This window comes from Pseudomonas sp. CFBP 13711 (assembly GCF_014842265.1).
Taxonomy (GTDB): Bacteria; Pseudomonadota; Gammaproteobacteria; order Pseudomonadales; family Pseudomonadaceae; genus Aquipseudomonas.
In genome coordinates this window covers 854,228-877,666 of the sequence record NZ_JACYVI010000001.1, presented here as the reverse complement: position 1 = coordinate 877,666, position 23,439 = coordinate 854,228, and the positions used below count along the sequence as shown (strand labels likewise).

Below are 23,439 nucleotides of genomic sequence, written 5' to 3'. Positions count from 1 at the left end.
GCGGTGACATCGCTACACCCAACCGGCCCCAACGAGAACACCAGCGGAACCTGAATGCGCATCGAACCACGCGAGTTACCTGACACCCTGCCTTTTCTCGGCGATCTGCCGCCTTTGCTCACCCGGTTATACGCAGCGCGCGGTGTGGCCTCGGAGGAAGAGCTCGACAAGGGCCTCGCCCGGCTGATTCCCTACCAACAGCTCAAGGGCATCGAAGCCGCCGTCGATTTGCTGGTGACTGCGTTGCAGCAGCGTCAGCGTATCCTCATCGTCGGCGACTTCGATGCCGATGGCGCGACGGCCAGTACGGTGGGTGTATTAGGTCTGCGTCTGCTCGGTGCGGCGCATGTGGACTATCTGGTGCCGAACCGTTTCGAATTCGGCTACGGCCTGACACCGGAAATCGTCCAGGTCGCCCTTGAGCGCCAGCCTGGTTTGCTCATGACCGTGGACAACGGCATTTCCAGCGTTGAAGGCGTCGCAGCAGCGAAGGCGGCGGGCTTGCAGGTATTGGTCACCGATCACCACTTGCCCGGCCACGAATTGCCGGCGGCCGATGCCATCGTCAACCCGAACCAGCCCGGCTGCACCTTCCCGAGCAAGTCGCTGGCCGGCGTTGGCGTGATTTTTTATGTGTTGATGGCCTTGCGCGCACGACTGCGGGACATCGGCTGGTTCGAGGGCCGCGCTCAACCCAATCTGGGCGAGTTGCTGGATCTGGTGGCGTTGGGCAGTGTCGCCGACGTCGTGCCGCTGGACGCCAATAACCGGATTCTGGTGCACCAGGGGCTGATGCGCATCCGCGCCGGTCGTGCCCGTCCGGGGTTGCGCGCCATTCTCGATGTCGCCCGTCGCGAGGCCTCGCGCATCACCTCCACCGACCTGGGGTTCATCATCGGCCCGCGTTTGAATGCGGCGGGGCGTTTAGATGATATGAGCCTGGGCATCGAATGCCTGCTCTGCGATGACGAGACCGAGGCGCGGGAAATGGCCGTGCGTCTGGACGAGCTCAATCAGGACCGCAAATCCATCGAGCAGGGCATGCAGCGCGAGGCGCTCGCCCAGCTCAAGGACCTGCCGCTGGAGTCGATGCCGTTTGGTCTGTGTCTGTTCGAACCCGAATGGCACCAGGGCGTGATCGGCATTCTGGCCTCGCGCTTGAAAGAGCGTTATCACCGCCCGACCATTGCCTTCGCCAGCGCAGGCGAGGGTGTGCTGAAGGGGTCGGCGCGTTCGGTGCCGGGCTTTCACATCCGCGACGCGCTCGATGCCGTGGCGGCTAAACATCCGGAGCTGATCAGCAAGTTCGGCGGTCATGCGATGGCGGCCGGTCTGTCGCTGCCGGAAGGCAACTTCCCGGCATTCGCCGAGGCCTTCGACGCTGAAGTTCGCCGCCAGCTCAAGGAAGAAGACCTGACCGGCCGGCTGCTGTCCGACGGCACACTGGCCGTCGAAGAGTTTCACCTGGAACTGGCCCGTGCGCTGCGCAACGCCGGCCCGTGGGGGCAGCACTTTCCCGAGCCGTTGTTCCATGGCGTGTTCCAGCTGGTGGAGCAGCGAGTGGTCGGCGAGCGCCATCTGAAGATGGTACTCAAGACTGAATGCGGCAGCGTCAAGCTCGAAGGCATCGCCTTCAGCGTCGATCGCGACGTATGGCCCAACCCGACCGTGCGCTGGGTCGAGCTGGCGTACAAGCTGGACCTGAACGAATTCCGCGGCAACGAAACCGTGCAACTGATGGTGGTTCACCTCTCGCCACGCTGAACTGCGATCAACTTGCGGTGTGGCCACTGACGCCTTCCCGGCTAAAGCCAGTCCTACAGGTGAACGCGTTGTTTTAGGATGTCTGGCTTACGCCGGGAAATGAGTGAACCCTCACTTCGCTCGGGTTGTCGACTAGGCTCAAGGTTCGCAACGTATGGAACCTGCCACACGACCTGAGAGGTGCCCATGAGCCTGCTGCTTGAACCCTACACCCTTCGCCAACTGACCCTGCGCAATCGCATCGTGGTTTCGCCGATGTGTCAGTACAGCTGCGCCGACGGCCTGGCCAATGACTGGCATCTGGTCCATCTGGGCAGTCGCGCGGTCGGCGGCGCCGGGCTGATTTTCACCGAAGCGGCGGCGGTAACCCAGGACGGGCGCATCACCCCGGAAGACCTCGGCCTTTGGAACGACGAGCAGATCGAGCCGCTTCAGCGCATCACTCGATTCATCAACGCCCAAGGCGCGGTGGCCGGCATTCAGCTGTCCCATGCCGGACGCAAGGCCAGTACATGGCGGCCGTGGGTGAGCCAGAGCGGCGCCATCCCTGCCGACCAAGGCGGCTGGGCGACCTGGGGCCCCTCGAAGATCGCTTTCGATCCGACCTACACCGTGCCTACGGCGCTGGATGAGGCCCAGATTCAGGACATCATCAAGGCCTTCGTCGATGCTGCCAAACGTGCTTTGACCGCAGGTTTCAAAGTGGTCGAAATCCACGCTGCCCACGGTTATCTGCTGCATCAGTTCCTGTCGCCGCTGAGCAACCAGCGTCAGGATCAATACGGTGGCTCTTTCGAAAACCGCATACGCCTGACCCTCGAAATCACTAAAGCCGTGCGCGAAGTCTGGCCCGCAGACCTGCCGTTGTTCGTGCGCGTCTCGGCCACCGACTGGGTGGAAGGCGGCTGGAACGCGGATGAAACCGTCGAGCTGGGCAAACGCTTGAAAGAGCTGAGCGTCGACCTGGTTGATGTGTCTTCCGGCGGCACTGCGGCCAAAGCCGAGATTCCGGTGGGCCCGGGCTATCAGACTGAATTCGCCGCTCGAGTGCGCAGCGAGTCAGGCATTGCCACCGGCACCGTGGGCATGATCACCGAACCCACCCAGGCCGACACCATTTTGCGGACGGGCCAGGCTGATCTGATCTTCCTCGCCCGCGAACTGCTGCGCGATCCGTACTGGCCGCTGCGTGCCGATGAACATCTGGGCGGACGCCAAGCCACATGGCCCGCGCAATACCAGCGGGCAACGCACCGCGACCAGCCGATTCATGAGTCGGATTTACGGGATTGAGGCGCAGGCGCGGAACGCCTGTATAGGCTATTCGCTTATAAATATGGGGTCAGATGGCTTGCCGAAGCAGGTCACTGACCCATTGGTTGATGCTTTTATGCGCCAACTCCGCTTGTGACGCCACGCTTGCATGCAACTCAGGTTCCAGCCGTAAGCTCAGTTTTCCGGAATAGGTTTTCTGTGGCTCACGGCCCAAGCGTTCGCAGACTTCAAGATAGTCGTCCACCGCCTCTTCAAACGCCGATCGTAGCTCTTGTACCGACTGGCCATGAAAGCCAATCACGTCTTTGATCCCCGCGACATGCCCTACGAAGAGGCCGTCTTCATCGCTGTAGTTGATCCGGGCTGAGTAGCCTTTGTAGTTCATGATGTTCATGGAGTAACTCCTGCGTGCTCAAGGAACGCTCGCGCGTCACGAACCTGGTACGGCTTCGCACCCTTGTCCGGGTGCGGCCGGTGAAAGGTCGCCACTACGCCATTGAGTTCGAACCTGACCCTTGAGCCACTGCCTTCTATGGTTTTTGCGCCTAACGCCGCGAAGAGCGACTCCAGTCGACTCCATTCCAGGTTATGGGGGACGGGTTTGGAGAACACGATTTTAAGGTGCCAGCTTGTCGATTATTCATGGTATCAAAATATGATACTGACAAGCCCGAGCCTAGTGCGATGTTGTAGGAAAAGGAGACACGTCAGGGCTCCTGCGTCTTAATCCTGCCCAGCTCGCCCTATCTGCCTCCCGTCGTGGGAAGCACGCTGCCCCAACCCGCTCAATTCCCCCCACTCCCCGCCACGCTTTCCCCGCCCCGAGTGAGGTAGTACGCGCCGAGGATCGGCAGCATGGTCGCTATCATCACGAGCATCGCCACGACATTGGTCACTGGCACGTCCCGTGGGCGGCTGAGTTGGTTGAGCAGCCAGATGGGCAATGTGCGCTCATGCCCGGCGGTTAAGGTGGTGACGATGATTTCGTCGAACGACAGGGCAAACGCCAGCATGCCGCCGGCCAGTAGCGCCGAGCCGAGGTTAGGCATGATGATGTAGCGGAAGGTCTGCCAGCCATCGGCGCCGAGGTCCATCGAGGCTTCGATCAAGCTGTGGGATGTGCGGCGCAGGCGGGCGATAACGTTGTTGTAGACGATCACCACGCAGAAGGTCGCGTGGCCGACGATGATGGTGAACATGCCCGGCTCGATCCCCAGGGTCTTGAACGCCGACAACAAGGCCAGACCCGTGATGATGCCGGGCAGGGCGATGGGCAGAATCAGCATCAGCGAGATGCCGTCCTTGCCGAAGAAGTCCCGCCTGTACAACGCTGCCGAGGCCAGCGTCCCGAGCACCAATGCGATCAGCGTGGCGACGCAGGCGATTTGCAGCGAAAGCTTGATCGACTCCAGCACGTCAGGCCGGGCGAACGCCACGCCGATCCACTTCAGGGTGAAGCCTTTCGGCGGGAAGCTGAAGGCGGCGTCTTCGGTGTTGAAGGCGTAGACGAAGATGATCAGGATCGGGAAATGCAAAAACAACAGCCCGCCCCAAGCGGCGATCTTCAGGGCCCACGACGCTTTTTCAGAGTGCATCGAAAGCCCCCAGTCGTTTCACGATGGCCAGATAAACCGCGATCAGCACGATCGGCACCAGCGTGAATGCCGCCGCCATGGGCATATTGCCGATGGCGCCTTGCTGGGCGTAGACCATGTTGCCGATGAAATAGCCCGGCGGGCCGATCAGTTGCGGCACGATGAAATCCCCCAGGGTCAGCGAAAACGTGAAGATCGAGCCCGCTGCAATGCCCGGCACCGACAGCGGCAGAATTACCTGCATGAATGTTTGCCGGGGCGTGGCGCCAAGGTCGGCGGAGGCGTGGAGCAAGGAGGGCGGCAAGCGCTCGAGGGAGGCCTGAATCGGCAGGATCATGAACGGCAGCCAGATGTAGACGAACACCATGAATCGCCCCAGATGCGAGGTCGACAAGGTGCTGCCGCCGATGCCGGGCACGCTCAACAGCCCCTGCAACACCGGCGCCAAACCCAAATGCTGAACGAACCATTGCGCGACGCCGCCCTTGGCCAGCAGCAGCGTCCACGCGTACGCCTTGACGATGTAACTGGCCCACATGGGCATCATCACCGCGATGTAAAAGAACGCCTTGGTTTTGCCGGTGGTGTAGCGCGCCATGTAATACGCGATGGGGAAGGCGACGATGGCGCTGGCGATGGACACTGCGACCGCCATGCTCAGGGTGCGGCGGATGACGTCGAAGTTGGCCGGGTTGAACAGCGCGCCGAAGTTCGCCAGGGTCAGGTCCGGCGTCACGGTCATGCTGAAGTCGTCGAAGGTATAGAAGCCCTGCCACAACAGGCCCAGCAGCGAGCCGAGGTAAATCGCGCCGAACCACAGCAGCGGCGGGATCAGCAGCAGCGACAGGTACAGATTCGGGCGGTGATAGAGCAGGTTGGAAAAGCGTCGGATTGGCGATTGCCGTTGCATCGGTGCGGAGCCAGTAAATGTCTGACCCATCTCAATGCGCCTCGCCCGTCGCGATTTCTGGCGACTCACGTGGCGCGTCCTGCAGCGCAATCATCGCTTCCCGCGCCCAGCATGCCGTCAGCCTTTGCCCCGGCTGATAGCGCGCGCCGGTGTCCAGCCATTGGCTGTTGGCCTGGCTGACAGTGAGCGTCTGGCCGTTGTCCAGTTTGAGCTCGTAGCGGGTGGCACTGCCCTGATATTGAATGTCGTGCAGCACGCCGCTGAGCTGAATGTCGTGCGTCGCAGTGCCGCTCTCGGCAAAACGGATGTGCTCGGGCCGAATCGAAAAAGCGCCCGGGCTGCCGCTCAACGCTTGGGCCAATTCGCCGCGCACGACGTTGGAGGTGCCCACGAATTCCGCCACAAAGGTCGTGGCCGGTTTCATGTACAGATTGCGCGGCGTATCGACCTGCTCGATACGGCCTTTGTTGAACACCGCGACCCGGTCCGACATCGACAGCGCTTCGGTCTGGTCGTGGGTGACGAAGATGAAGGTGATGCCCAGCTGGCGCTGCAGTTTCTTCAGCTCGCTCTGCATCTGTTCGCGCAGCTTCAGGTCGAGGGCGCCGAGGGGCTCGTCGAGCAGCAGCACCCGCGGCCGATTGACCAGTGCACGCGCCAGGGCCACACGCTGGCGCTGTCCGCCGGACAGTTGCACGGGTTTGCGCGCGCCATAGCCGTCGAGCGCCACCATGTTCAGGGCCTCGTCGGCTCGCTTGATCCGCTCGGTCTTGCCGACGCCTTTGACTTTCAGGCCATAGGCAACGTTGTCCCGCACGTTCATGTGCGGAAACAGCGCGTAGTCCTGAAACACCGTGTTGACGTCACGCTGGTACGGCGGCAGGCCGGCGGCTTCCTGGCCATGAATGCAAATCGAGCCGGCGCTGGGTTGCTCGAAGCCTGCGATCAGGCGCAGGCAGGTGGTCTTGCCGGAGCCTGAAGGGCCAAGCATGGAAAAGAACTCGCCGTCCTCAATGTCGATGGACACCCGGTCCACGGCTTTCACCTCGCCGAACAGCCGCGAGACCTGGGTGAACTGGACAGCGTGGGTCATGGCTTAACGCCCGCCCATGATCGCAATGTAATCCTGCGTCCAGCGGCTGTACGGCACGTATTTGCCGCCCTCGGCCTGGGGTGTTTTCCAGAAGGCGATCTTGTCGAACAGGTCAAACCCATTGGTCTCGCAACCCTCGGCGCCGAGCAGCTCGTTGCCCTTGCACGCGTCAGGCACCACCGGCAGGGAGCCGAACCAGGCCGCAACGTCGCCCTGAACTTTCGGTTGCAGCGACCAGTTCATCCATTTGTAGGCGCAGTTGGGGTGTTTGGCCTCGGCGTGCAACATCGTCGTGTCGGCCCAGCCGGTGGCGCCTTCCTGGGGGATGGTCGAGGCGACGGGCTGCTTGTCGGCGACCAGCCCATTGACCATGTAACCCCACGAACTCGACGCTGCCACACCTTCGTTTTTCACGTCGCTCATCTGCACCGTCGCGTCATGCCAGTAGCGGTGAATCAGCGGCTGCTGAGCGCGAAGCAGGTCGAGTACCGCCTTGTACTGGGTCTCGGTGAGCTGGTAAGGGTCGACGATGTTCAGTTCCGGTTTGGCGGTCTTCAAATACAGCGCGGCGTCGGCGATGTAGATCGGCCCGTCGTAGGCCTGGACCCGGCCCTTGTTCGGTTTGCCGTCGGGCAAATCCTGCGGCTCGAACACCACGCTCCAGCTCACCGGCGGCGTCTTGAACACGTTGGTGTTGTACATCAGCACGTTCGGGCCCCATTGGTACGGCGTGCCGTACGTTTTGTTCTCGACCGTGTACCAGGGGCCGTCTTTCAGGCGCGGGTCGAGGGTCTTCCAGTTCGGGATCAGCGTGGGGTCGATGGGCTGCACACGCTTGCCGGCGATCAGTCGCAACGACGCATCGCCCGACGCGGTGACCAGATCATAGCCGCCCTTGGTCATCAGGCTGACCATCTCGTCGGAGGTTGCGGCGGTCTTGACGTTGACCTTGCAGCCGGTTTCCTGCTCGAAGCCGGTCACCCAGTCGTAGGCCTTGTCGCTTTCGCCGCGTTCGATGTAGCCCGGCCACGCCACGATATCCAGTTGCCCCTCGCCATCGCCCACCGCCGTGAGTGCTTCAGCGGCCTGCACCGCGCCGCTGGTGAATAGGGCGGTGATCACGGCGCTGAGAATCGCAGTCTTGTGCACGGACATGGTGGGTTTGCCTCATGGTGGTTGTTTGGGCAGAGATTGGTGGTGCAGAGCGTAGTGCCCCGTTCGATCCTCGACAAACTTGGCGCAGCAAATACCGCGCCCGTTCGTGCAGGGCGGATGCGATTGAATGAAAACCATCCGGCCTCCGGACGCTCAGTCGCCGCAACATTCAGAAGCAAACCCGCCCGGCGCGCGTCGGTGTCTTCGCCTTAACCTGCGGGTCGAATCGTCTGTCCCCCTTCTGAAGGTGAAGTCATGAACACGCGCGGTTTACTCGATCAACTGTTGAAATCCGGCCAGGACCTGCTGCAAAACAAGGCCGGCGCTCACGACAAGAGCGGCAAAAGCGGGCAAAACGGGCAGGGCGGTCTCGGCGATCTGCTCGGCAAAGTCGGTGGCAGCGGCTTGGGCGGCAAGTTGGGCGGGAGCCTTGGCGGGCTGCTCTCCGGGGCCGGTGGCGGCGCGTTGGCAGCGGGCGCGATGGGCTTGCTGATGGGCAACAAAGGCGCACGCAAAATGGGCGGCAAAGCGCTGACCTACGGCGGGCTCGCAGCGTTGGGCGTGTTGGCGTACAAGGCCTACGGAAACTGGCAGGCGAGTCAGGGTGTGGCGCAACCGGTTGAGCCGCAAACCGTGGACCGCGTGCCGCCGGCCCAGGTCGAGCAGCACAGCGAGGCTATCCTGCGGGCGCTGGTGGCAGCGGCCAAGGCCGACGGCCACGTTGACGACCGTGAACGCGAACTCATCGAAGGCGAGTTCACCCGCATCACCGGCGACAACGAACTGCAGCAATGGCTGCACGCTGAACTGAACAAGCCGCTGGACCCGGCCGATGTCGCCCGCGCGGCGCAGACCCCGGAAATCGCCGCCGAGATGTACCTGGCCAGCGTGATGATGGTCGACGAAGAACACTTCATGGAGCGCGCTTACCTGGACGAACTCGCCAGGCAGCTGAAGCTCGATCCCGCCCTCAAGACTGAGCTTGAGCACCAGGTGCGTCAGGCGCAGCCTTAAACCGTCAGCCTGTCCAGCGACCCGCCCCGGATACACCATCCGACACCCGCAAACCTGCCGGGTCAGGCCCAACACCCGTTGGGGTCTGACCCGCATTTCTCCCTCGTGCGCTGAACGTCCGCTGCAGACATCCGCCAACAACGCACTCGTACCATCAAGCAACGTCACATCAAGCCGATAGCGTGTAAGACACTTCCGATCTGGCTGTGTGATATGGCGTTTTCCTTGTCGGAAACAGCCCGTTTATTGGGAAGTCACTAGGCTATACTCCCGCTCGCTTTGGACCGTCCGTCGGTCCGCTTCTTGAACCCGGTCATGCCGGCGTTGAACCCTTGAGGGCTGACTGTGAAGAACTGGACGTTGCGTCAACGGATTTTGGCGAGCTTCGCTGTCATCATCGCCATCATGCTGTTGATGGTGATCGTGTCGTTCAATCGCCTGCTGGTGATCGAGAGCAGCGGCGATGCCGTACGACTGGACGCGCTGCCCGGCGTTTTCTACAGCAGCACCGTGCGCGGCGCCTGGGTCGAAAGCTACGTAGCCACCCAGCATTTGCTCAGTGAAGGCGCCGGTCGCGACCTCACCAGCGCTGAAGAAGACCAGTACAAAGAATTCGAAGACCGCCTGCAGGCGCAGATCGTCAATTACCAGAAAAGCATCTTCGACGAATCGGATCGCAACGACTTCGCCCAGTTTCTGCAACTGCGCGAGCGCTACCAGTTGGTGCTGAACGGTGTGCTCGCGGCTTATCAGGGCGACAACTACGCGCTGGCCCAACGGATTTTCGCCGAGCAACTCACCCCCACGTGGTTTGAGGGGCGTAAACAGCTCAACGCACTCGGCGCCAAGAACAAGGTGGTCGCCGACAAGGCGTCCGACGCCATTCAAGCCGCCGTCTCCAGCGCCAAAATCACTCTCGGCATTTCGTTGATCATTGCCTTGCTGGCGGCCGCGGCGTGCGGCCTATTGCTGATGCGCGCGATTCTGGCGCCGATGAATCGCATCGTGCAGATTCTCGAGACCATGCGCACCGGCGACCTGAGCACGCGGCTGGCGCTGGATCGCAACGATGAATTCGGATCGGTCCAGACTGGCTTCAACGACATGGTCGCCGAACTTGCGGCATTGGTGTCCCAGGCCCAGCGCTCGTCGATTCAGGTGACCACGTCGGTGACCGAGATTGCTGCCACCTCCAAGCAGCAACAGGCGACGGCCACAGAGACCGCGGCGACCACCACGGAAATCGGCGCCACGTCGCGGGAAATTGCCGCAACGTCCCGGGATCTGGTGCGCACCATGACCGAAGTAACCTCAGCGGCGGATCAGGCTTCGGTCCTGGCGGGCTCCGGTCAGCAAGGCCTGGCGCGCATGGAAGAAACCATGCACTCGGTCATGGGCGCGGCCGATCTGGTCAACTCCAAGCTGGCGATCCTCAATGAGAAGGCCGGCAACATCAATCAGGTCGTGGTGACCATCGTCAAAGTCGCCGACCAGACCAACCTACTGTCACTCAACGCCGCCATCGAAGCGGAAAAAGCCGGCGAATACGGCCGTGGTTTCGCCGTGGTCGCCACCGAAGTCCGGCGTCTGGCCGACCAGACCGCCGTGGCCACCTACGACATCGAGCAGATGGTTCGCGAGATCCAGTCGGCGGTGTCGGCGGGCGTCATGGGCATGGACAAGTTCTCCGAAGAAGTGCGTCGCGGCATGTACGAAGTCACCCAGGTCGGCGAGCAGCTTTCGCAGATCATCCATCAAGTGCAGGCCCTGGCGCCGCGTGTGTTGATGGTCAACGAAGGCATGCAGGCTCAGGCCACTGGCGCCGAACAGATCAACCAGGCGCTGGTGCAGTTGGGTGATGCCAGCAGCCAGACCGTCGAATCCCTGCGTCAGGCCAGCTTCGCCATCGACGAGCTCAGCCAGGTGGCGGTGGGGCTGCGTAGCGGCGTTTCGCGTTTCAAGGTCTGAGTCAGGCCCATGATCGAGCATTCAGCCAAGCGCAGCGTTGCGGTGTCGCCGAAGAACAAGCTGTTTCTGCTGTTCCGCATCGGTGCGGAACGCTATGCGCTGCAAGCGACAGAAGTCGCCGAAGTGCTGCCACGGCTGATGCTCAAGCCCATCGCCCAGGCGCCGCACTGGGTCGCGGGTGTGTTTGCCCATCGCGGTGCGATCGTTCCGGTCATCGATCTCAGCGCGCTGACCTTCGGCCATCCCGCCCCGTTGCGTACCAGCACACGGCTGGTGTTGGTGCATTACCGCCTCGGCGGCGATCGCCCGCCGCGTGAGTTGGGCCTGATCCTCGAACAGGCGACCGACACGCTGCGCTGCTCGCCCCATGAATTCAAAGCCTACGGGCTGGACAACTCACAGGCGCCGTATCTGGGCCCGGTGCGCGAGGACGAACACGGCCTGCTGCAATGGATACGTGTGGATGACTTGCTCAGTGACGCCGTGCGCGAACTGTTGTTTCCCGAGGAGCCCATGAGCCTGGATGCCTTCGAGGCGGCGCCATGAGCAGCGACGCGCGTTTCTTCGCCTTTCTCAAGGACCGCATCGGGCTGGACGTCGCGTCGGTGGGCGAGGCGATCATCGAGCGCGCCGTGCGTCAGCGCTGCACGCTGTCCAAGGCGCGGGACCACGACGACTACTGGCAGACGCTGCTGGTTTCGGCGGACGAGCAACAGGCGCTGATCGAAGCGGTGATCGTCCCCGAAACCTGGTTTTTCCGTTACCCGGAATCCTTCGCCACCCTCGGCAAGCTGGCCAATGCCCGGTTGGCGCAGCTCAATGGCGTGCGTCCGCTGCGGATTCTCAGCCTGCCGTGCTCCACCGGCGAAGAGCCTTATTCCATCGCCATGGCGCTGTTCGACGCCGGTTTGCGCGGGCCGCAGTTCAGCGTCGAGGCAGTGGACATCAGCCCGCTTTCGATCCAGCGCGCGCGCCAGGGCGTGTATGGCAAAAACTCCTTTCGCGGCGACCAACTGGGTTTCCGTGAGCGTTTTTTCAGCGCGGTCGAGGAGGGCTATCGACTGGAGGAGCGGGTCCGTGATCAGGTCCGCTTTCAGTCCGGCAACCTGCTCGATCCCGCCATGCCGGTGGCGCAGTCGGCCTACGATTTCGTGTTCTGCCGCAACCTGCTGATCTACTTCGACGTCGACACCCAGCGTCAGGGTTTTGATGCGCTGAAACGCATGACCCGTGACGACGGCGTGCTGTTCATCGGGCCCGCCGAGGGCAGCCTGCTCGGGCGCATGGGCATGGTGTCGATTGGCATTCCCCAATCGTTCGCCTTTCGTCGGCGTGACGAGGCCACCTCCGAACCCCACAGCGTCTGGACTGCCCCAGCCATGGCGCCGTCGCGAAGCGATTCATCGCCTGCTCAGCCAACGTCTGCTTACCCAACATCGGCCCTGTCGCGCGGCGCTCGTAAACCGCAGCCCTTTGCGCCGAGGTTGTTGAATGATCCTGCGCTGACCGAAGAACGCAGGGCTGCGCTCAGACCCGACATCAAAGCGGTGGCGGCGCCGGGCGCGGGCAACGGCGACGCTGCCGAGTTATTGCGCAGCATCGCGGCCCTTGCCAATGAAGGCCACAGTGCCGAGGCGAAGGTGGCCTGCGAGCAGTACCTCAAGCGCTTCGAACCTGTTGCCCCGGTGTTCTACTGGCTGGGCCTGCTCAGCGAAGTGGCGGGGGAGGCGAGCGCGGCACAAGGGTTTTATCGCAAGGCGTTGTATCTGCAACCGCAGCATCCGGAAACCCTGGCGCAACTGGCCGCGCTGCTCGCCGCCCAGGGCGACAGCGCAGGGGCCCGGAGGCTCCAGGAGCGCGCGGCACGGGGTGTCACTAAAGAAGGACGCAGCGGATGAGTCGCGTACACACAGAGCTGGTCAGCGACACCGCCGAGGCGATCGACGACTGCTGGAACCGCATCGGCATCCATGGCGACCGGTCCTGCCCGCTACTTGCCGATCATATTCATTGCCGCAACTGCTCGGTGTACTCGGCAGCGGCAACACGCTTGCTCGACCGTTACTCGCTGGCCCAGGAGCAGCGCGTGTCGATGCACACCGATGCGCTGGCCGTCGACGTCGAAACCCGCTCGACCGTGGTGTTTCGTCTCGGCGAAGAGTGGCTCGGCCTGCCGACCCGGTGTCTGGTGGAAGTGTCGCCGGTGCAAGCCATTCATTCGCTTCCACATCAGCGTTCCCGCGCCTTGCTGGGCGTTGCCAATGTGCGCGGCGCCCTGGTGGCCTGCCTGTCGTTCGTCGAACTGCTCGGACTGGACCCTTCAGTCGCGCCGGTCGGGGATGCCCGCACAATGCCGCGCATGCTGATTGTTTCGGCAGACGGCGGTCCGGTGGTGGTGCCGGTGGACGAGGTTGACGGCATTCATGCCATCGAAGCGCGCCTGCTGGACACCGCCTCGACGTCGGCACAGAACAACAACGCACGCTTCACCCGAGGCGTCGTGCAATGGAAGAACCGCAGCCTGCGCCTGCTCGATGAAGACCAGCTCTTGTCGGCCGTGAACCGGAGCCTGACATGACGCCCGATCAAATGCGCGACGCGTCGCTGTTCGAACTCTTCACGCTGGAGGCGGAAGCCCAGACTCAGGTGTTGAGCGCGGGCCTGCTGGCCCTTGAGCGCAATCCGACTCAGGCTGATCAACTGGAAGCGTGCATGCGCGCGGCCCATTCGCTGAAAGGCGCGGCGCGGATTGTCGGGGTCAACGCGGGCGTCAGCGTTTCCCACGTCATGGAAGACTGCCTTGTCAGCGCCCAGGAAGGCCGATTGCACCTGCTGCCCGAGCACATCGACGCCTTGCTGATGGGCACCGATTTGCTGATGCGCATTGCCACGCCCGGCGCCAGCGTGCCTCAGGCGGATGTGGACGGCTATGTGGCGCTGATGAACAACATGGTCAGCGCCGATCCGGCCATGAAAGCCATGCTGGTGCCCACCGCGTTGCCTTCCCTTGAAGACATCCTGCTTGCCAACGCGCAGTCGCTGGTCACCTCGCTTCAGTCTGCGCAGGATTCGGCCGCCGAAGAACTGGCCGCCGCCGTCGTCGAGCCCGTTGCCGACCTGGCGCCTAAAGCAGATGGCCCCGGTGAACGACGTGTGGCCGAGACTGGCGAAAGGGTCCTGCGCGTCACTGCCGAACGCTTGAACAACCTGCTGGACCTGTCGAGCAAGTCGCTGGTCGAGACCCAACGGTTGAAGCCTTATCTGGCCGCGATGCAGCGGGTCAAACGCACGCAGACCGGCGCCACCCGAGCACTGGACAGTCTTGAAGCCTTGCTCGGCGCCAACACCGATCCCGACGCGCAAAAGGCGCTGGAGGAAGCGCGGCGTCTGCTCGGCGAAGCGCAGCATTTGCTGATTCAACAGACGGCCGATCTCGATGAGTTCGGCTGGCAGGCGTCGCAACGCGCGCAACTGCTCTACGACACCGCGCTGGCCTGCCGCATGCGCCCGTTTGCCGATGTGCTGGTGGGTCAGGCGCGCATGGTCCGGGATCTGGGGCGCTCGCTGGGCAAGCAGGTGCGCCTGGAAATCGACGGCGAAAAGACTCAGGTTGATCGCGATGTGCTGGAAAAACTCGAAGCACCGCTGACCCACTTGCTGCGCAATGCGGTCGACCACGGCATCGAGCTGCCCGCACAGCGCCTCGCCTGCGGCAAGCCGGCCGAGGGGCTGATTCAACTGAAGGCGTCGCACCAGGCCGGGCTGCTGGTGGTCGAGCTGATCGATGACGGCGCCGGCGTCGACCTCGAGCGCCTGCGCCTGAATATCATTGAGCGCAAACTCTCGCCCGCCGAAACCGCTGCGCAGTTGAGCGAAGAAGAACTGCTGAGCTTCCTGTTCCTGCCCGGTTTCAGCATGCGCGACACGGTCACCGAAGTGTCAGGTCGAGGCGTCGGCCTGGACGCGGTTCAACACATGATTCGGCAACTGCGTGGCGGCGTCGAAATGGACCAGCGCGCCGGGCAGGGCAGCCGTTTCCATCTGGAAGTGCCGCTGACCTTGTCGGTGGTGCGCAGTCTGGTGGTGGACGTTGGCGGCGAAGCGTATGCCTTTCCGCTGGCGCACATTGAGCGGATGCGTGACGTGCGCGCCGACGAGATCGTGCAGCTGGAAGGGCGTCAGCATTTCTGGCACGAGGAGCGGCATGTCGGGCTGGTCGCCGCCACTCAGTTGCTTAACCGCCCGGCCAGCCAGCACAGTGAAGACGTGCTCAAAGTGGTGGTCATTCGCGAGCGCGATGCCGTGTATGGCGTCGCCGTGGAACGCTTCATCGGCGAACGCACGCTGGTGGTTCTGCCGCTGGATCCGCGCCTGGGCAAGGTTCAGGACATTTCCGCGGGCGCCTTGCTCGACGATGGCTCGGCGGTGCTGATCATCGACGTTGAAGACATGCTGCGATCGGTGGAGAAACTGCTCAATACCGGACGCCTGGCGCGCATTGACCGGCGCAGCCAGCAGGCGGACACCCAAGCCCGCAAGCGCGTGCTGGTGGTAGATGATTCGCTGACGGTGCGCGAGCTGGAGCGCAAGTTGCTGGCCAGCCGGGGTTACGAAGTCGCCGTGGCCGTGGATGGCATGGACGGCTGGAACGCCTTGCGCGGTGAGGATTTCGACTTGCTCATCACCGACATCGACATGCCGCGCATGGACGGCATCGAACTGGTGACGCTGGTGCGCCGCGACAGCCGCCTGCAATCGCTGCCAGTGATGGTGGTGTCGTACAAGGACCGTGAAGAAGATCGCCGTCGCGGCCTGGACGCTGGCGCCGATTACTATCTGGCCAAGGCCAGTTTCCATGACGACGCGCTGCTCGATGCGGTCGTTGAGTTGATAGGAGATGCGCAGGGATGAAGATTGCCATCGTCAACGACATGCCCATGGCAGTGGAGGCGTTGCGCCGCGCGCTGGCCTTTGAGCCGGCGCACCAGATTGCCTGGGTGGCCAGCAATGGCGCCGAGGCGGTGGAGCGTTGCGCGCAGCTGACGCCCGACCTGATCCTGATGGACCTGATCATGCCGGTGATGGACGGCGTGGAGGCCACTCGACGTATTATGGCGGCGACGCCGTGCGCCATCGTCATCGTCACCGTGGACCGCGAGCAGAATGTGCATCGGGTGTTCGAAGCCATGGGCCATGGCGCGCTGGACGTCGTCGATACGCCCGCGCTGGGTGCCGGCAACCCCAAGGATGCCGCCGCGCCTTTGTTGCGCAAGATACTTAATATAGGCTGGCTCATTGGCGAGCGGGACACGCGGGTTCGCCCTGTGCCGCCACCGGTGCGCGAGTCGGCACAGCGTCAGCGGTTGATCGCGATCGGCTCATCGGCCGGCGGCCCCGCTGCACTGGAAATACTGCTCAAGGCGCTGCCGACGGATTTCCCGGCCGCCATCGTACTGGTGCAGCATGTGGATCAGGTGTTCGCCGAAGGGATGGCGCAATGGCTGAGCAGCTCTTCGGGGCTGGAGGTCAGGCTGGCGCGCCATGGCGAGCCGCCGCAAGTGGGCACGGTGCTGCTGGCAGGCACCAACCACCATATTCGTCTGCTCAGGAACGGCACGCTGGCGTACACCGCAGAGCCGGTTAACGAAATTTACAGGCCCTCCATCGACGTGTTTTTCGAAAGTGTGGCCAGCTATTGGAATGGTGACGCAGTGGGTGTTTTGTTGACCGGCATGGGCCGTGATGGTGCGCAGGGACTCAAGCTGATGCGTCAGCGGGGCTTTCTCACCATCGCCCAGAATCAGGAAAGCTGTGCGGTGTATGGCATGCCCAAAGCGGCCGCGGCCATCGACGCCGCCACGGAAATTCGCTCTCTGGAATCGATTGCACCTCGCTTGAAGGAGGTATTCACCCAATGAATTTCCAGGTGATTTCACAGCCGACCTGTGACCAGGAGACCCCGAATGCATGATTTGCAACTGGACGATCTGCACGCCACGGATGAAAACGCTGCCATGGTGTTGCTCGTCGACGATCAGGCCATGATCGGCGAGGCCGTCCGACGTGGGCTGGCACAGGAAGAAAACATCGACTTCCACTTCTGCGCGGACCCCCATCAGGCGATTGCCCAAGCGATCCTGATCAAGCCGACGGTCATTCTTCAGGACCTGGTCATGCCCGGCCTCGACGGCCTGACGCTGGTGCGTGAGTACCGCAGCAATCCGAAGACCCGGGACATCCCGATCATCGTGCTTTCGACCAAGGAAGACCCGCTGATCAAGAGCGCCGCCTTTGCCGCCGGGGCCAACGATTACCTGGTCAAACTGCCGGACAACATCGAACTTGTCGCACGCATTCGTTACCACTCGCGCTCGTACATGACGCTGCTGCAGCGCGATGAAGCCTATCGTGCGTTGCGCGTCAGCCAGCAACAGCTGCTCGACACCAACCTGGTGCTGCAACGCCTGATGAACTCCGACGGCTTGACCGGCCTGTCCAACCGCCGTCACTTCGACGAGTACCTGGAGCTGGAATGGCGCCGTTCTACCCGTGAGCAGACGCAGATCTCGCTGTTGATGATCGACGTGGATTACTTCAAGGCCTACAACGACGCCTTCGGGCATCTCGAAGGTGACGAAGCCCTGCGTCAGGTCGCCAAAGCCATCCGCGCCAACTCCAGCCGTCCCTCCGATCTGCCCGCACGTTACGGCGGCGAAGAGTTCGCGCTGGTGCTGCCCAATACCTCCCCGGGTGGCGCACGTTTGCTGGCGGAAAAACTGCGCCAGACCATCGCCAGCATGAACATTCCCCACGTCGCGCCCAGCCAAGGCTCCAGCCTGACGGTCAGCATCGGTCTCGCCACTGTCGTCCCGCAAGTGGGCAGCCACAGTCGCCAGCTGATCCAGACTGCGGATCAGGGGCTGTACGCGGCGAAGCATAACGGGCGCAATCAGGTGGCGATGGGGTAGGGCGAGGACCCACATTCCTGCGCGCTCTGGGCGTAACCAGGTGATGTCCCCGCAAAGAACGACGATCACGACCCAGCCCTGCCCAACGGGCTGCCATCGGGGGGTTCGCTGCGCTATACTCGCCGGCTTTGTGAAAATCGCCTGCGAGTGCTGCCCACCATGGAAATCAACCCGATCCTAAACAGCATCAAGGACCTGTCCGAGCGCTCCGAAACCATTCGGGGGTATCTTTGACTACGATCACAAACATGATCGTCTGACCGAAGTTAACCGCGAGCTCGAAGATCCAAACGTCTGGAACAACCCGTCGTACGCCCAGGAACTGGGCCGCGAGCGTTCGCTGCTGGCGCAGATCGTCGACACCCTCGACGAAATGAGCACCGGCCTGGTGGATGCCAAGGACCTGTTGCTGATGTCCGCCGAAGAAGAAGACCAGGCCGCCGTCGACGACGTTGCCGCTGAAGTCGAGCGTCTTCGCGAGGCCCTGGAAAAACTGGAATTCCGTCGCATGTTCAGCGGCGAGATGGACCAGAACAACGCCTACCTGGACATCCAGGCCGGTTCCGGCGGCACCGAAGCCCAGGACTGGGCGAACATCCTGTTGCGCATGTATCTGCGCTGGGCCGACAAGCGCGGCTTCGACGCGACCATCATGGAACTGTCGGCCGGTGAAGTCGCCGGCATCAAAGGCGCCACGGTGCACATCAAGGGCGAATACGCATTCGGCTGGCTGCGCACCGAAATCGGCGTACACCGTCTGGTCCGCAAGAGCCCGTTCGACTCCGGCAACCGTCGCCACACCTCGTTCTCGGCCGTGTTCGTGTCGCCGGAAATCGATGACAACATCGAAATCGACATCAACCCGTCGGACCTGCGCATCGACACCTACCGCTCCTCGGGCGCCGGCGGTCAGCACGTCAACACCACTGACTCGGCGGTCCGGATCACCCACGTGCCGACCAACACCGTGGTCAGCTGCCAGAACGAACGCTCCCAGCACGCCAACAAAGACACCGCGATGAAGATGCTGCGGGCACGCTTGTACGAGCAGGAAGTGCAGAAACGCAACGCGGCCTCGCAAGCGCTGGAAGACACCAAGTCGGACATCGGCTGGGGTCACCAGATCCGTTCGTACGTGCTCGATGCCTCGCGCATCAAGGACCTTCGGACCAGCGTCGAACGCAGCGATTGCGACAAGGTGCTCGATGGCGACATCGACGAATACCTGATCGCGAGCCTCAAACAGGGCCTGTAATCGCCACACCACTGTTGCGGGTCGGGCGCGTCATCATGACGTCGCCGCCCGCGATCCTTCGTCGCGCTTCCCGGCCAGACGAAGGGCCACGAACCTGTGATGGATAATCAAGACATGAGCGACCAACAACTCGACCCGCAAGCCCAGCAACAGGAAGAAAACAGCCTGATCGCCCTGCGCAAGGAAAAACTTGCGGCCGAGCGCGCCAAGGGCAACGCCTTCCCGAACGACTTCCGTCGCGAAAACTACTGCAACGACCTGCAGAAACAGTACGCGGACAAGACCAAGGAAGAGCTGGCTGAAGCGGCGATTCCGGTCAAGGTTGCCGGGCGCATCATGCTCAACCGTGGCTCGTTCATGGTGATTCAGGACATGACCGGTCGCATCCAGGTCTATGTCAACCGCAAGACGCTGTCGGAAGAAACCCTGGCCTCGGTGAAAACCTGGGACATGGGCGACATCATTGCAGCCGAAGGCACTCTGGCCCGTTCCGGCAAGGGCGACCTGTACGTCGAAATGACCAACGTCCGCCTGCTGACCAAGTCCTTGCGTCCGCTGCCCGACAAGCACCATGGCCTGGTCGATACCGAGCAGCGTTATCGCCAGCGTTACGTCGACCTGATCGTCAATGATGACGTGCGTGAAACCTTCCGCGTTCGCTCGAAAGTCATCGCCCACATCCGCAGCTTCCTGATGCAGCGCGACTTCCTTGAAGTCGAAACGCCGATGCTGCAGACCATCCCGGGCGGCGCTGCGGCCAAGCCGTTCGAGACGCACCACAACGCGCTGGACCTGGAAATGTTCCTGCGCATCGCGCCGGAGCTGTACCTCAAGCGTCTGGTTGTGGGTGGCTTGGAGAAAGTGTTCGAGATCAACCGCAACTTCCGTAACGAAGGCGTTTCGACCCGGCACAACCCCGAGTTCACCATGCTCGAGTTCTACCAGGCCTACGCTGATTACGAAGACAACATGGACCTGACCGAGGAGCTGTTCCGTGAGCTGGCCCAGCTGGTGCTCGGCAGCACTGACGTGCCGTATGGCGACAAGGTGTTCCACTTCGGCGAGCCGTTTGCGCGTCTGTCGGTGTTCGACTCGATCCTCAAGTACAACCCCGAGCTGACCGCCGATGACCTGAACGACATCGACAAGGCCCGCGCCATCGCCAAGAAAGCCGGCGCCAAGGTGCTGGGCTTTGAAGGTCTGGGCAAGCTGCAGGTGATGATTTTCGAAGAGCTGGTCGAGCACAAGCTGGAGCAGCCGCACTTCATCACCCAGTACCCGTTCGAAGTGTCGCCGCTGGCCCGTCGCAACGATGACAACCCGAACGTCACCGACCGCTTCGAGCTGTTCATCGGCGGCCGCGAAATCGCCAACGCCTATTCCGAGTTGAACGACGCGGAAGACCAGGCCGAGCGTTTCATGGCTCAGGTGGCGGACAAGGATGCGGGCGACGACGAGGCCATGCACTACGACGCAGACTTCGTCCGTGCGCTGGAATACGGTATGCCGCCGACCGCGGGCGAGGGCATCGGCATCGACCGTCTGGTCATGCTGCTGACCAACTCGCCGTCCATTCGGGACGTCATCCTGTTCCCGCACATGCGGCCGCAAGCCTAAGCGTCGAAACAAGCCGCCTGCGCAGGGCGGCTTTTTTTTGTCTGTTCGTAGTGCGCGGCTGCATTTGGAAAGGCTATCGCGAGCAAGCTCACTCCTACAGGGGCACTCCGCCGATTGCAGGAGTGAGCTTGCTCGCGATGACGTCGGCGCAGACACCGCCGTAAGCTGACGTTGCTGTGATGTGAATGACTCGAAAAAAGGAAATCCAGTTGTGAACCGCACCGTCGCTCAAAAGGGAGCCGCTGGCCTGGCCACGGCAGTCGCACAGAGTGTTCAGTACCAGGGCCGCAAGGCGAGTCGACAGGGAAGTGAACAGCGTCGCCAACAGATCCTCGATGCGGCCATGCGCATCCTCATCCGTGACGGCGTCCGGGCCGTGCGGCATCGCGCGGTCGCAGCCGAGGCGCAAGTGCCGCTCTCTGCCACCACCTACTATTTCAAAGACATCGATGACCTGCTCACCGATGCCTTCGCGCAATACGTTGAACGCAGCGCGGCGTACATGGCCAAGCTGTGGACCAACACCGAGGCGCTGCTGCGCGAGATGGTCGCGCGCAATGACGGCAGCGCCGAGGCCCGCGCCCGGCTGGCGGATGAGATCGCGCGCATGACCATGGAGTACGTGCGTCATCAATTGCTGACCCGTCGCGACCAGCTCATTGCCGAGCACGCCTTCCACCTCGAAGCGCTGATCAACCCGCGTCTGGCGCCACTGGTGAGTGCCCATCAGCAGATTTTGCTGCAGGGCAGCGCCCAGTTTCTTGAAGTCATGGGCTCGGTCCAGCCGCAACTGGACGCCCAAGTGTTGACGGGGCTCATCTGCCGGATGGAATATCAGGGGCTGCTCAACGGGCCTCGGCCCGGCGCAGACGAAGAAATGCTCGCTATTCTTACTCGCCAGATGCATCTGGTACTGGGCACTGCCAAGCCGATGGCTGGCTGATACCTCAAGGAGAACCCGATGAGAGTCTGGAGCGTATTGCTCGCCCTGTCGTTCGCGCTGTTGAGCGGATGCCTGGTGACGTTCAAGGACCCGATTCCGGTCAGCAACACCGCCCCGCCCAAATTGCTCGGCACCTGGAGCAGCAAAAATGCCTGGGGCGAGCCGCTCGAACTGGAAATCAGCCGCGCCGGCCCCGACCGCTACAAAGCGGTCAGCTACCGTAAGGGCGATCGCAAAAACCGTGACGAGTACGCCTTCACCGTGTCGCGCCACGGCAGTCGCTGGTACGTGTCCGCCGCGCTGCCTGACAAATACGGCGGCAATTACGTCATCGCCGGTTTCGACCTGATCGACAACGAGAACGGTGCCGACGAACTGGTGGTCTATGACCTGGACCTGGAGCGGTTTCAGCAGTTGGTCGAGCAGAAGGGGCTCGACGGCGAGCGGGTCGATACGGTGAAGGGCGACGGCATGCTGATCTCAAGTCCCATGGACAAGGTCTTTGCCTACCTCGACGACCCGGTCAATTCCGACGTCTTTCTCAAAGCAGCTCAATATCAGCGCATGACCAAATAGCGCAAACGGTTCAATAAGGGGTACCGGGTGGACGAATACCAACAGACTATTCGCACGTTGTCCGATCGTATCGTGGTGGCGCAGACGCCGATTCGAATCCTTGATGCCGTGAAATGGGATGACAACATCCGCAAGACCTTCCTCGACGGCAAAGGCAAACACCTGCCGGAAGTCGACCGCGCGTACTACGAAAATCGCCCGCTGGGGTTTGATTCCGGCGCGGTGAAGCTGGAGTTCCAGAACATCGAGCGTGACATCACCCGGCAGTTGGGCCAGTTCAACCCGGTCGGGCAGATCATGCGGCGCATGTGCAAAGAGTACCGGATGGTCATCCGCATGCTGGAAGCCCGCGGCACTCCGGACTTCGGCCTGATCTCCCAGGAGCTGTACGGCGCGGCGTCCGATGCCTTCCACGCTGGCGACCCGACGCTGTCCGACCTCGGCATGATGCTCTCCGATTACCTGAACAACATCGCCGGTCGCGGGGACCTCAAGGATGAGCCGAAAATCCTGACGGCCAAAGACGCCGTCGCCATGCTGCAGACCCGGCTTAATCGCACGTTTGGCGAGGCTGAAGAGACGATCCGGGTGTTCGAATCCGACGGCATTGTGGCGGACGCTGCGGCCGGCGCCGATTACATCAAGATTCGCAGCGACGCGATGTTCAACGAACGTGATGTTCGGGCGCTGGAAGTCCATGAAGGTCTGGTCCACGTCGGCACCACGCTCAATGGGCAGAATCAGCCGATCTGCACCTTCCTGTCCAAAGGCCCGCCCTCGTCGACCGTGACCCAGGAAGGCCTGGCGATTCTGATGGAGATCATCGGTTTTGCGTCCTACCCGAGCCGCCTGCGCAAGCTGACCAACCGCACCCGCGCCATTCACATGGCCGAGGAGGGCGCCGACTTTTTGCAGGTGTTCGACTTCTACCGCGAGCAAGGCTTCGGCATGTCGGAAAGCTACGGCAACGCCAGTCGGGTATTCCGGGGCTCGGTACCGAATGGGCTGCCATTCACCAAGGATCTGTCCTACCTCAAGGGCTTCATCATGGTCTACAACTACATTCAGTTGGCCGTGAGAAAGGGCAAGCTGGAGCAGGTGCCGCTGCTGTTCTGCGGCAAGACCACGCTGGAGGACATGCGCACGTTGCGTCAGTTGGTGGACGAAGGCCTGGTGGTGCCGCCCAAGTACCTGCCTGATCAGTTCCGCGACATGAACGCGCTGTCGGCGTGGATGTGCTTCTCCAACTTCCTCAACCACCTGAGCCTGGACCGGATCGAAGCAGACTACTCGAATATTCTGTGAG

21 protein-coding genes are annotated in these 23,439 nt (G+C 62.3%); 15 read left to right on the top strand and 6 right to left on the bottom strand.

Features of this window, described 5'->3' with window-relative positions; translation table 11 throughout:
• The first annotated feature begins 54 nt into the window (after positions 1-54).
• Both recJ and IFT47_RS03980 read left to right on the top strand, forming a co-directional pair.
• Positions 55-1,764 carry a single-stranded-DNA-specific exonuclease RecJ gene (gene recJ, locus IFT47_RS03985; protein ID WP_192170780.1) on the top strand — a complete coding sequence of 570 codons (1,710 nt, stop codon included), beginning with the start codon at positions 55-57 and terminating at the stop codon, positions 1,762-1,764.
• Positions 1,765-1,950: 186 nt separating this feature from the next.
• Positions 1,951-3,057 carry an NADH:flavin oxidoreductase/NADH oxidase gene (locus IFT47_RS03980; protein ID WP_192170781.1) on the top strand — a complete coding sequence of 369 codons (1,107 nt, stop codon included), beginning with the start codon at positions 1,951-1,953 and terminating at the stop codon, positions 3,055-3,057.
• 49 nt (positions 3,058-3,106) lie between these two features.
• On the opposite strand, the gene IFT47_RS03975 is transcribed toward IFT47_RS03980, so the two are convergent.
• The 6 genes from IFT47_RS03975 to ydcS all read right to left on the bottom strand — a co-directional run bounded on the left by IFT47_RS03975 (position 3,107) and on the right by ydcS (position 7,792).
• Positions 3,107-3,433 (bottom strand): type II toxin-antitoxin system HicB family antitoxin, encoded by a 327-nt coding sequence (locus IFT47_RS03975; RefSeq protein WP_192170782.1) that lies wholly within the window; start codon positions 3,431-3,433, stop codon positions 3,107-3,109.
• Entirely contained in the window at positions 3,430-3,651 is a 222-nt protein-coding gene (locus IFT47_RS03970; RefSeq protein WP_342345347.1) for a type II toxin-antitoxin system HicA family toxin, read from the bottom strand. Before IFT47_RS03970 ends, IFT47_RS03975 begins: the two co-directional genes overlap by 4 nt.
• Positions 3,652-3,824: 173 nt before the next feature.
• Positions 3,825-4,634 (bottom strand): ABC transporter permease, encoded by an 810-nt coding sequence (locus IFT47_RS03965; RefSeq protein WP_192170783.1) that lies wholly within the window; start codon positions 4,632-4,634, stop codon positions 3,825-3,827.
• Positions 4,624-5,544 carry an ABC transporter permease gene (locus IFT47_RS03960; protein ID WP_192171050.1) on the bottom strand — a complete coding sequence of 307 codons (921 nt, stop codon included), beginning with the start codon at positions 5,542-5,544 and terminating at the stop codon, positions 4,624-4,626. Before IFT47_RS03960 ends, IFT47_RS03965 begins: the two co-directional genes overlap by 11 nt.
• A gap of 31 nt (positions 5,545-5,575) precedes the next feature.
• A complete protein-coding gene (locus IFT47_RS03955) occupies positions 5,576-6,637 on the bottom strand; it encodes an ABC transporter ATP-binding protein (RefSeq protein WP_192170784.1) in 1,062 nt (353 codons plus the stop codon).
• Positions 6,638-6,640: 3 nt separating this feature from the next.
• Positions 6,641-7,792 carry a putative ABC transporter substrate-binding protein YdcS gene (ydcS, locus tag IFT47_RS03950; protein ID WP_192170785.1) on the bottom strand — a complete coding sequence of 384 codons (1,152 nt, stop codon included), beginning with the start codon at positions 7,790-7,792 and terminating at the stop codon, positions 6,641-6,643.
• A gap of 255 nt (positions 7,793-8,047) precedes the next feature.
• Here ydcS and IFT47_RS03945 point away from each other — a divergent pair, with 255 nt between their 5' ends.
• From IFT47_RS03945 to IFT47_RS03885, 13 genes are all read left to right on the top strand, one after another.
• Positions 8,048-8,806 (top strand): tellurite resistance TerB family protein, encoded by a 759-nt coding sequence (locus IFT47_RS03945; RefSeq protein ID WP_192170786.1) that lies wholly within the window; start codon positions 8,048-8,050, stop codon positions 8,804-8,806.
• Between the two features lie 345 nt (positions 8,807-9,151).
• Positions 9,152-10,774: a methyl-accepting chemotaxis protein gene (locus IFT47_RS03940; RefSeq protein ID WP_192170787.1), complete on the top strand. Its 1,623-nt coding sequence runs from the start codon at positions 9,152-9,154 to the stop codon at positions 10,772-10,774.
• 9 nt (positions 10,775-10,783) lie between these two features.
• On the top strand, positions 10,784-11,320 hold the full coding sequence (locus tag IFT47_RS03935; RefSeq protein ID WP_192170788.1) for a chemotaxis protein CheW: 537 nt from the start codon (positions 10,784-10,786) through the stop codon (positions 11,318-11,320).
• The gene (locus IFT47_RS03930) at positions 11,317-12,672 is read left to right on the top strand and encodes a CheR family methyltransferase (RefSeq protein ID WP_192170789.1); all 1,356 of its coding nucleotides are present in this window, start codon (positions 11,317-11,319) and stop codon (positions 12,670-12,672) included. The genes IFT47_RS03935 and IFT47_RS03930 overlap by 4 nt, the downstream gene beginning before the upstream one ends.
• Entirely contained in the window at positions 12,669-13,352 is a 684-nt protein-coding gene (locus tag IFT47_RS03925; protein ID WP_192170790.1) for a chemotaxis protein CheW, read from the top strand. Before IFT47_RS03930 ends, IFT47_RS03925 begins: the two co-directional genes overlap by 4 nt.
• Positions 13,349-15,685, top strand: coding sequence for a hybrid sensor histidine kinase/response regulator (locus tag IFT47_RS03920; RefSeq protein ID WP_192170791.1), 2,337 nt, complete (start codon positions 13,349-13,351; stop codon positions 15,683-15,685). Before IFT47_RS03925 ends, IFT47_RS03920 begins: the two co-directional genes overlap by 4 nt.
• On the top strand, positions 15,682-16,692 hold the full coding sequence (gene cheB / locus IFT47_RS03915) for a chemotaxis response regulator protein-glutamate methylesterase (RefSeq protein ID WP_192170792.1): 1,011 nt from the start codon (positions 15,682-15,684) through the stop codon (positions 16,690-16,692). Before IFT47_RS03920 ends, cheB begins: the two co-directional genes overlap by 4 nt.
• Before the next feature lie 45 nt (positions 16,693-16,737).
• A complete protein-coding gene (locus IFT47_RS03910; protein WP_192170793.1) occupies positions 16,738-17,742 on the top strand; it encodes a response regulator in 1,005 nt (334 codons plus the stop codon).
• A gap of 159 nt (positions 17,743-17,901) precedes the next feature.
• A protein-coding gene (gene prfB, locus IFT47_RS03905) for a peptide chain release factor 2 (protein ID WP_108120905.1) occupies positions 17,902-18,997 on the top strand; the annotation gives its coding sequence in 2 pieces (ribosomal slippage) (positions 17,902-17,973 and positions 17,975-18,997; 1,095 coding nt in all).
• A gap of 114 nt (positions 18,998-19,111) precedes the next feature.
• Complete coding sequence (gene lysS / locus IFT47_RS03900) at positions 19,112-20,614, top strand: lysine--tRNA ligase (RefSeq protein ID WP_192170794.1); 1,503 nt, start codon at positions 19,112-19,114, stop codon at positions 20,612-20,614.
• Positions 20,615-20,825: 211 nt separating this feature from the next.
• Positions 20,826-21,557: a TetR family transcriptional regulator gene (locus tag IFT47_RS03895; RefSeq protein WP_192170795.1), complete on the top strand. Its 732-nt coding sequence runs from the start codon at positions 20,826-20,828 to the stop codon at positions 21,555-21,557.
• A gap of 18 nt (positions 21,558-21,575) precedes the next feature.
• Complete coding sequence (locus tag IFT47_RS03890) at positions 21,576-22,133, top strand: hypothetical protein (RefSeq protein ID WP_192170796.1); 558 nt, start codon at positions 21,576-21,578, stop codon at positions 22,131-22,133.
• Positions 22,134-22,160: 27 nt separating this feature from the next.
• Entirely contained in the window at positions 22,161-23,438 is a 1,278-nt protein-coding gene (locus IFT47_RS03885; RefSeq protein ID WP_074892251.1) for a flavohemoglobin expression-modulating QEGLA motif protein, read from the top strand.
• The last annotated feature ends 1 nt before the right edge of the window (position 23,439 follow it).

What these genes read in the sequence shown, in the direction of transcription:
- recJ (WP_192170780.1), top strand. Translation starts at nt 55, where the DNA reads ATGCGCATCGAACCACGCGAGTTACCTGACACCCTGCCTTTTCTCGGC.
- IFT47_RS03980 (WP_192170781.1), top strand. Translation starts at nt 1,951, where the DNA reads ATGAGCCTGCTGCTTGAACCCTACACCCTTCGCCAACTGACCCTGCGC.
- IFT47_RS03975 (WP_192170782.1), bottom strand. Translation starts at nt 3,433, where the DNA reads ATGAACATCATGAACTACAAAGGCTACTCAGCCCGGATCAACTACAGC.
- IFT47_RS03965 (WP_192170783.1), bottom strand. Translation starts at nt 4,634, where the DNA reads ATGCACTCTGAAAAAGCGTCGTGGGCCCTGAAGATCGCCGCTTGGGGC.
- IFT47_RS03960 (WP_192171050.1), bottom strand. Translation starts at nt 5,544, where the DNA reads ATGCAACGGCAATCGCCAATCCGACGCTTTTCCAACCTGCTCTATCAC.
- IFT47_RS03955 (WP_192170784.1), bottom strand. Translation starts at nt 6,637, where the DNA reads ATGACCCACGCTGTCCAGTTCACCCAGGTCTCGCGGCTGTTCGGCGAG.
- ydcS (WP_192170785.1), bottom strand. Translation starts at nt 7,792, where the DNA reads ATGTCCGTGCACAAGACTGCGATTCTCAGCGCCGTGATCACCGCCCTA.
- IFT47_RS03945 (WP_192170786.1), top strand. Translation starts at nt 8,048, where the DNA reads ATGAACACGCGCGGTTTACTCGATCAACTGTTGAAATCCGGCCAGGAC.
- IFT47_RS03935 (WP_192170788.1), top strand. Translation starts at nt 10,784, where the DNA reads ATGATCGAGCATTCAGCCAAGCGCAGCGTTGCGGTGTCGCCGAAGAAC.
- IFT47_RS03930 (WP_192170789.1), top strand. Translation starts at nt 11,317, where the DNA reads ATGAGCAGCGACGCGCGTTTCTTCGCCTTTCTCAAGGACCGCATCGGG.
- IFT47_RS03925 (WP_192170790.1), top strand. Translation starts at nt 12,669, where the DNA reads ATGAGTCGCGTACACACAGAGCTGGTCAGCGACACCGCCGAGGCGATC.
- IFT47_RS03920 (WP_192170791.1), top strand. Translation starts at nt 13,349, where the DNA reads ATGACGCCCGATCAAATGCGCGACGCGTCGCTGTTCGAACTCTTCACG.
- cheB (WP_192170792.1), top strand. Translation starts at nt 15,682, where the DNA reads ATGAAGATTGCCATCGTCAACGACATGCCCATGGCAGTGGAGGCGTTG.
- IFT47_RS03910 (WP_192170793.1), top strand. Translation starts at nt 16,738, where the DNA reads ATGCATGATTTGCAACTGGACGATCTGCACGCCACGGATGAAAACGCT.
- lysS (WP_192170794.1), top strand. Translation starts at nt 19,112, where the DNA reads ATGAGCGACCAACAACTCGACCCGCAAGCCCAGCAACAGGAAGAAAAC.
- IFT47_RS03890 (WP_192170796.1), top strand. Translation starts at nt 21,576, where the DNA reads ATGAGAGTCTGGAGCGTATTGCTCGCCCTGTCGTTCGCGCTGTTGAGC.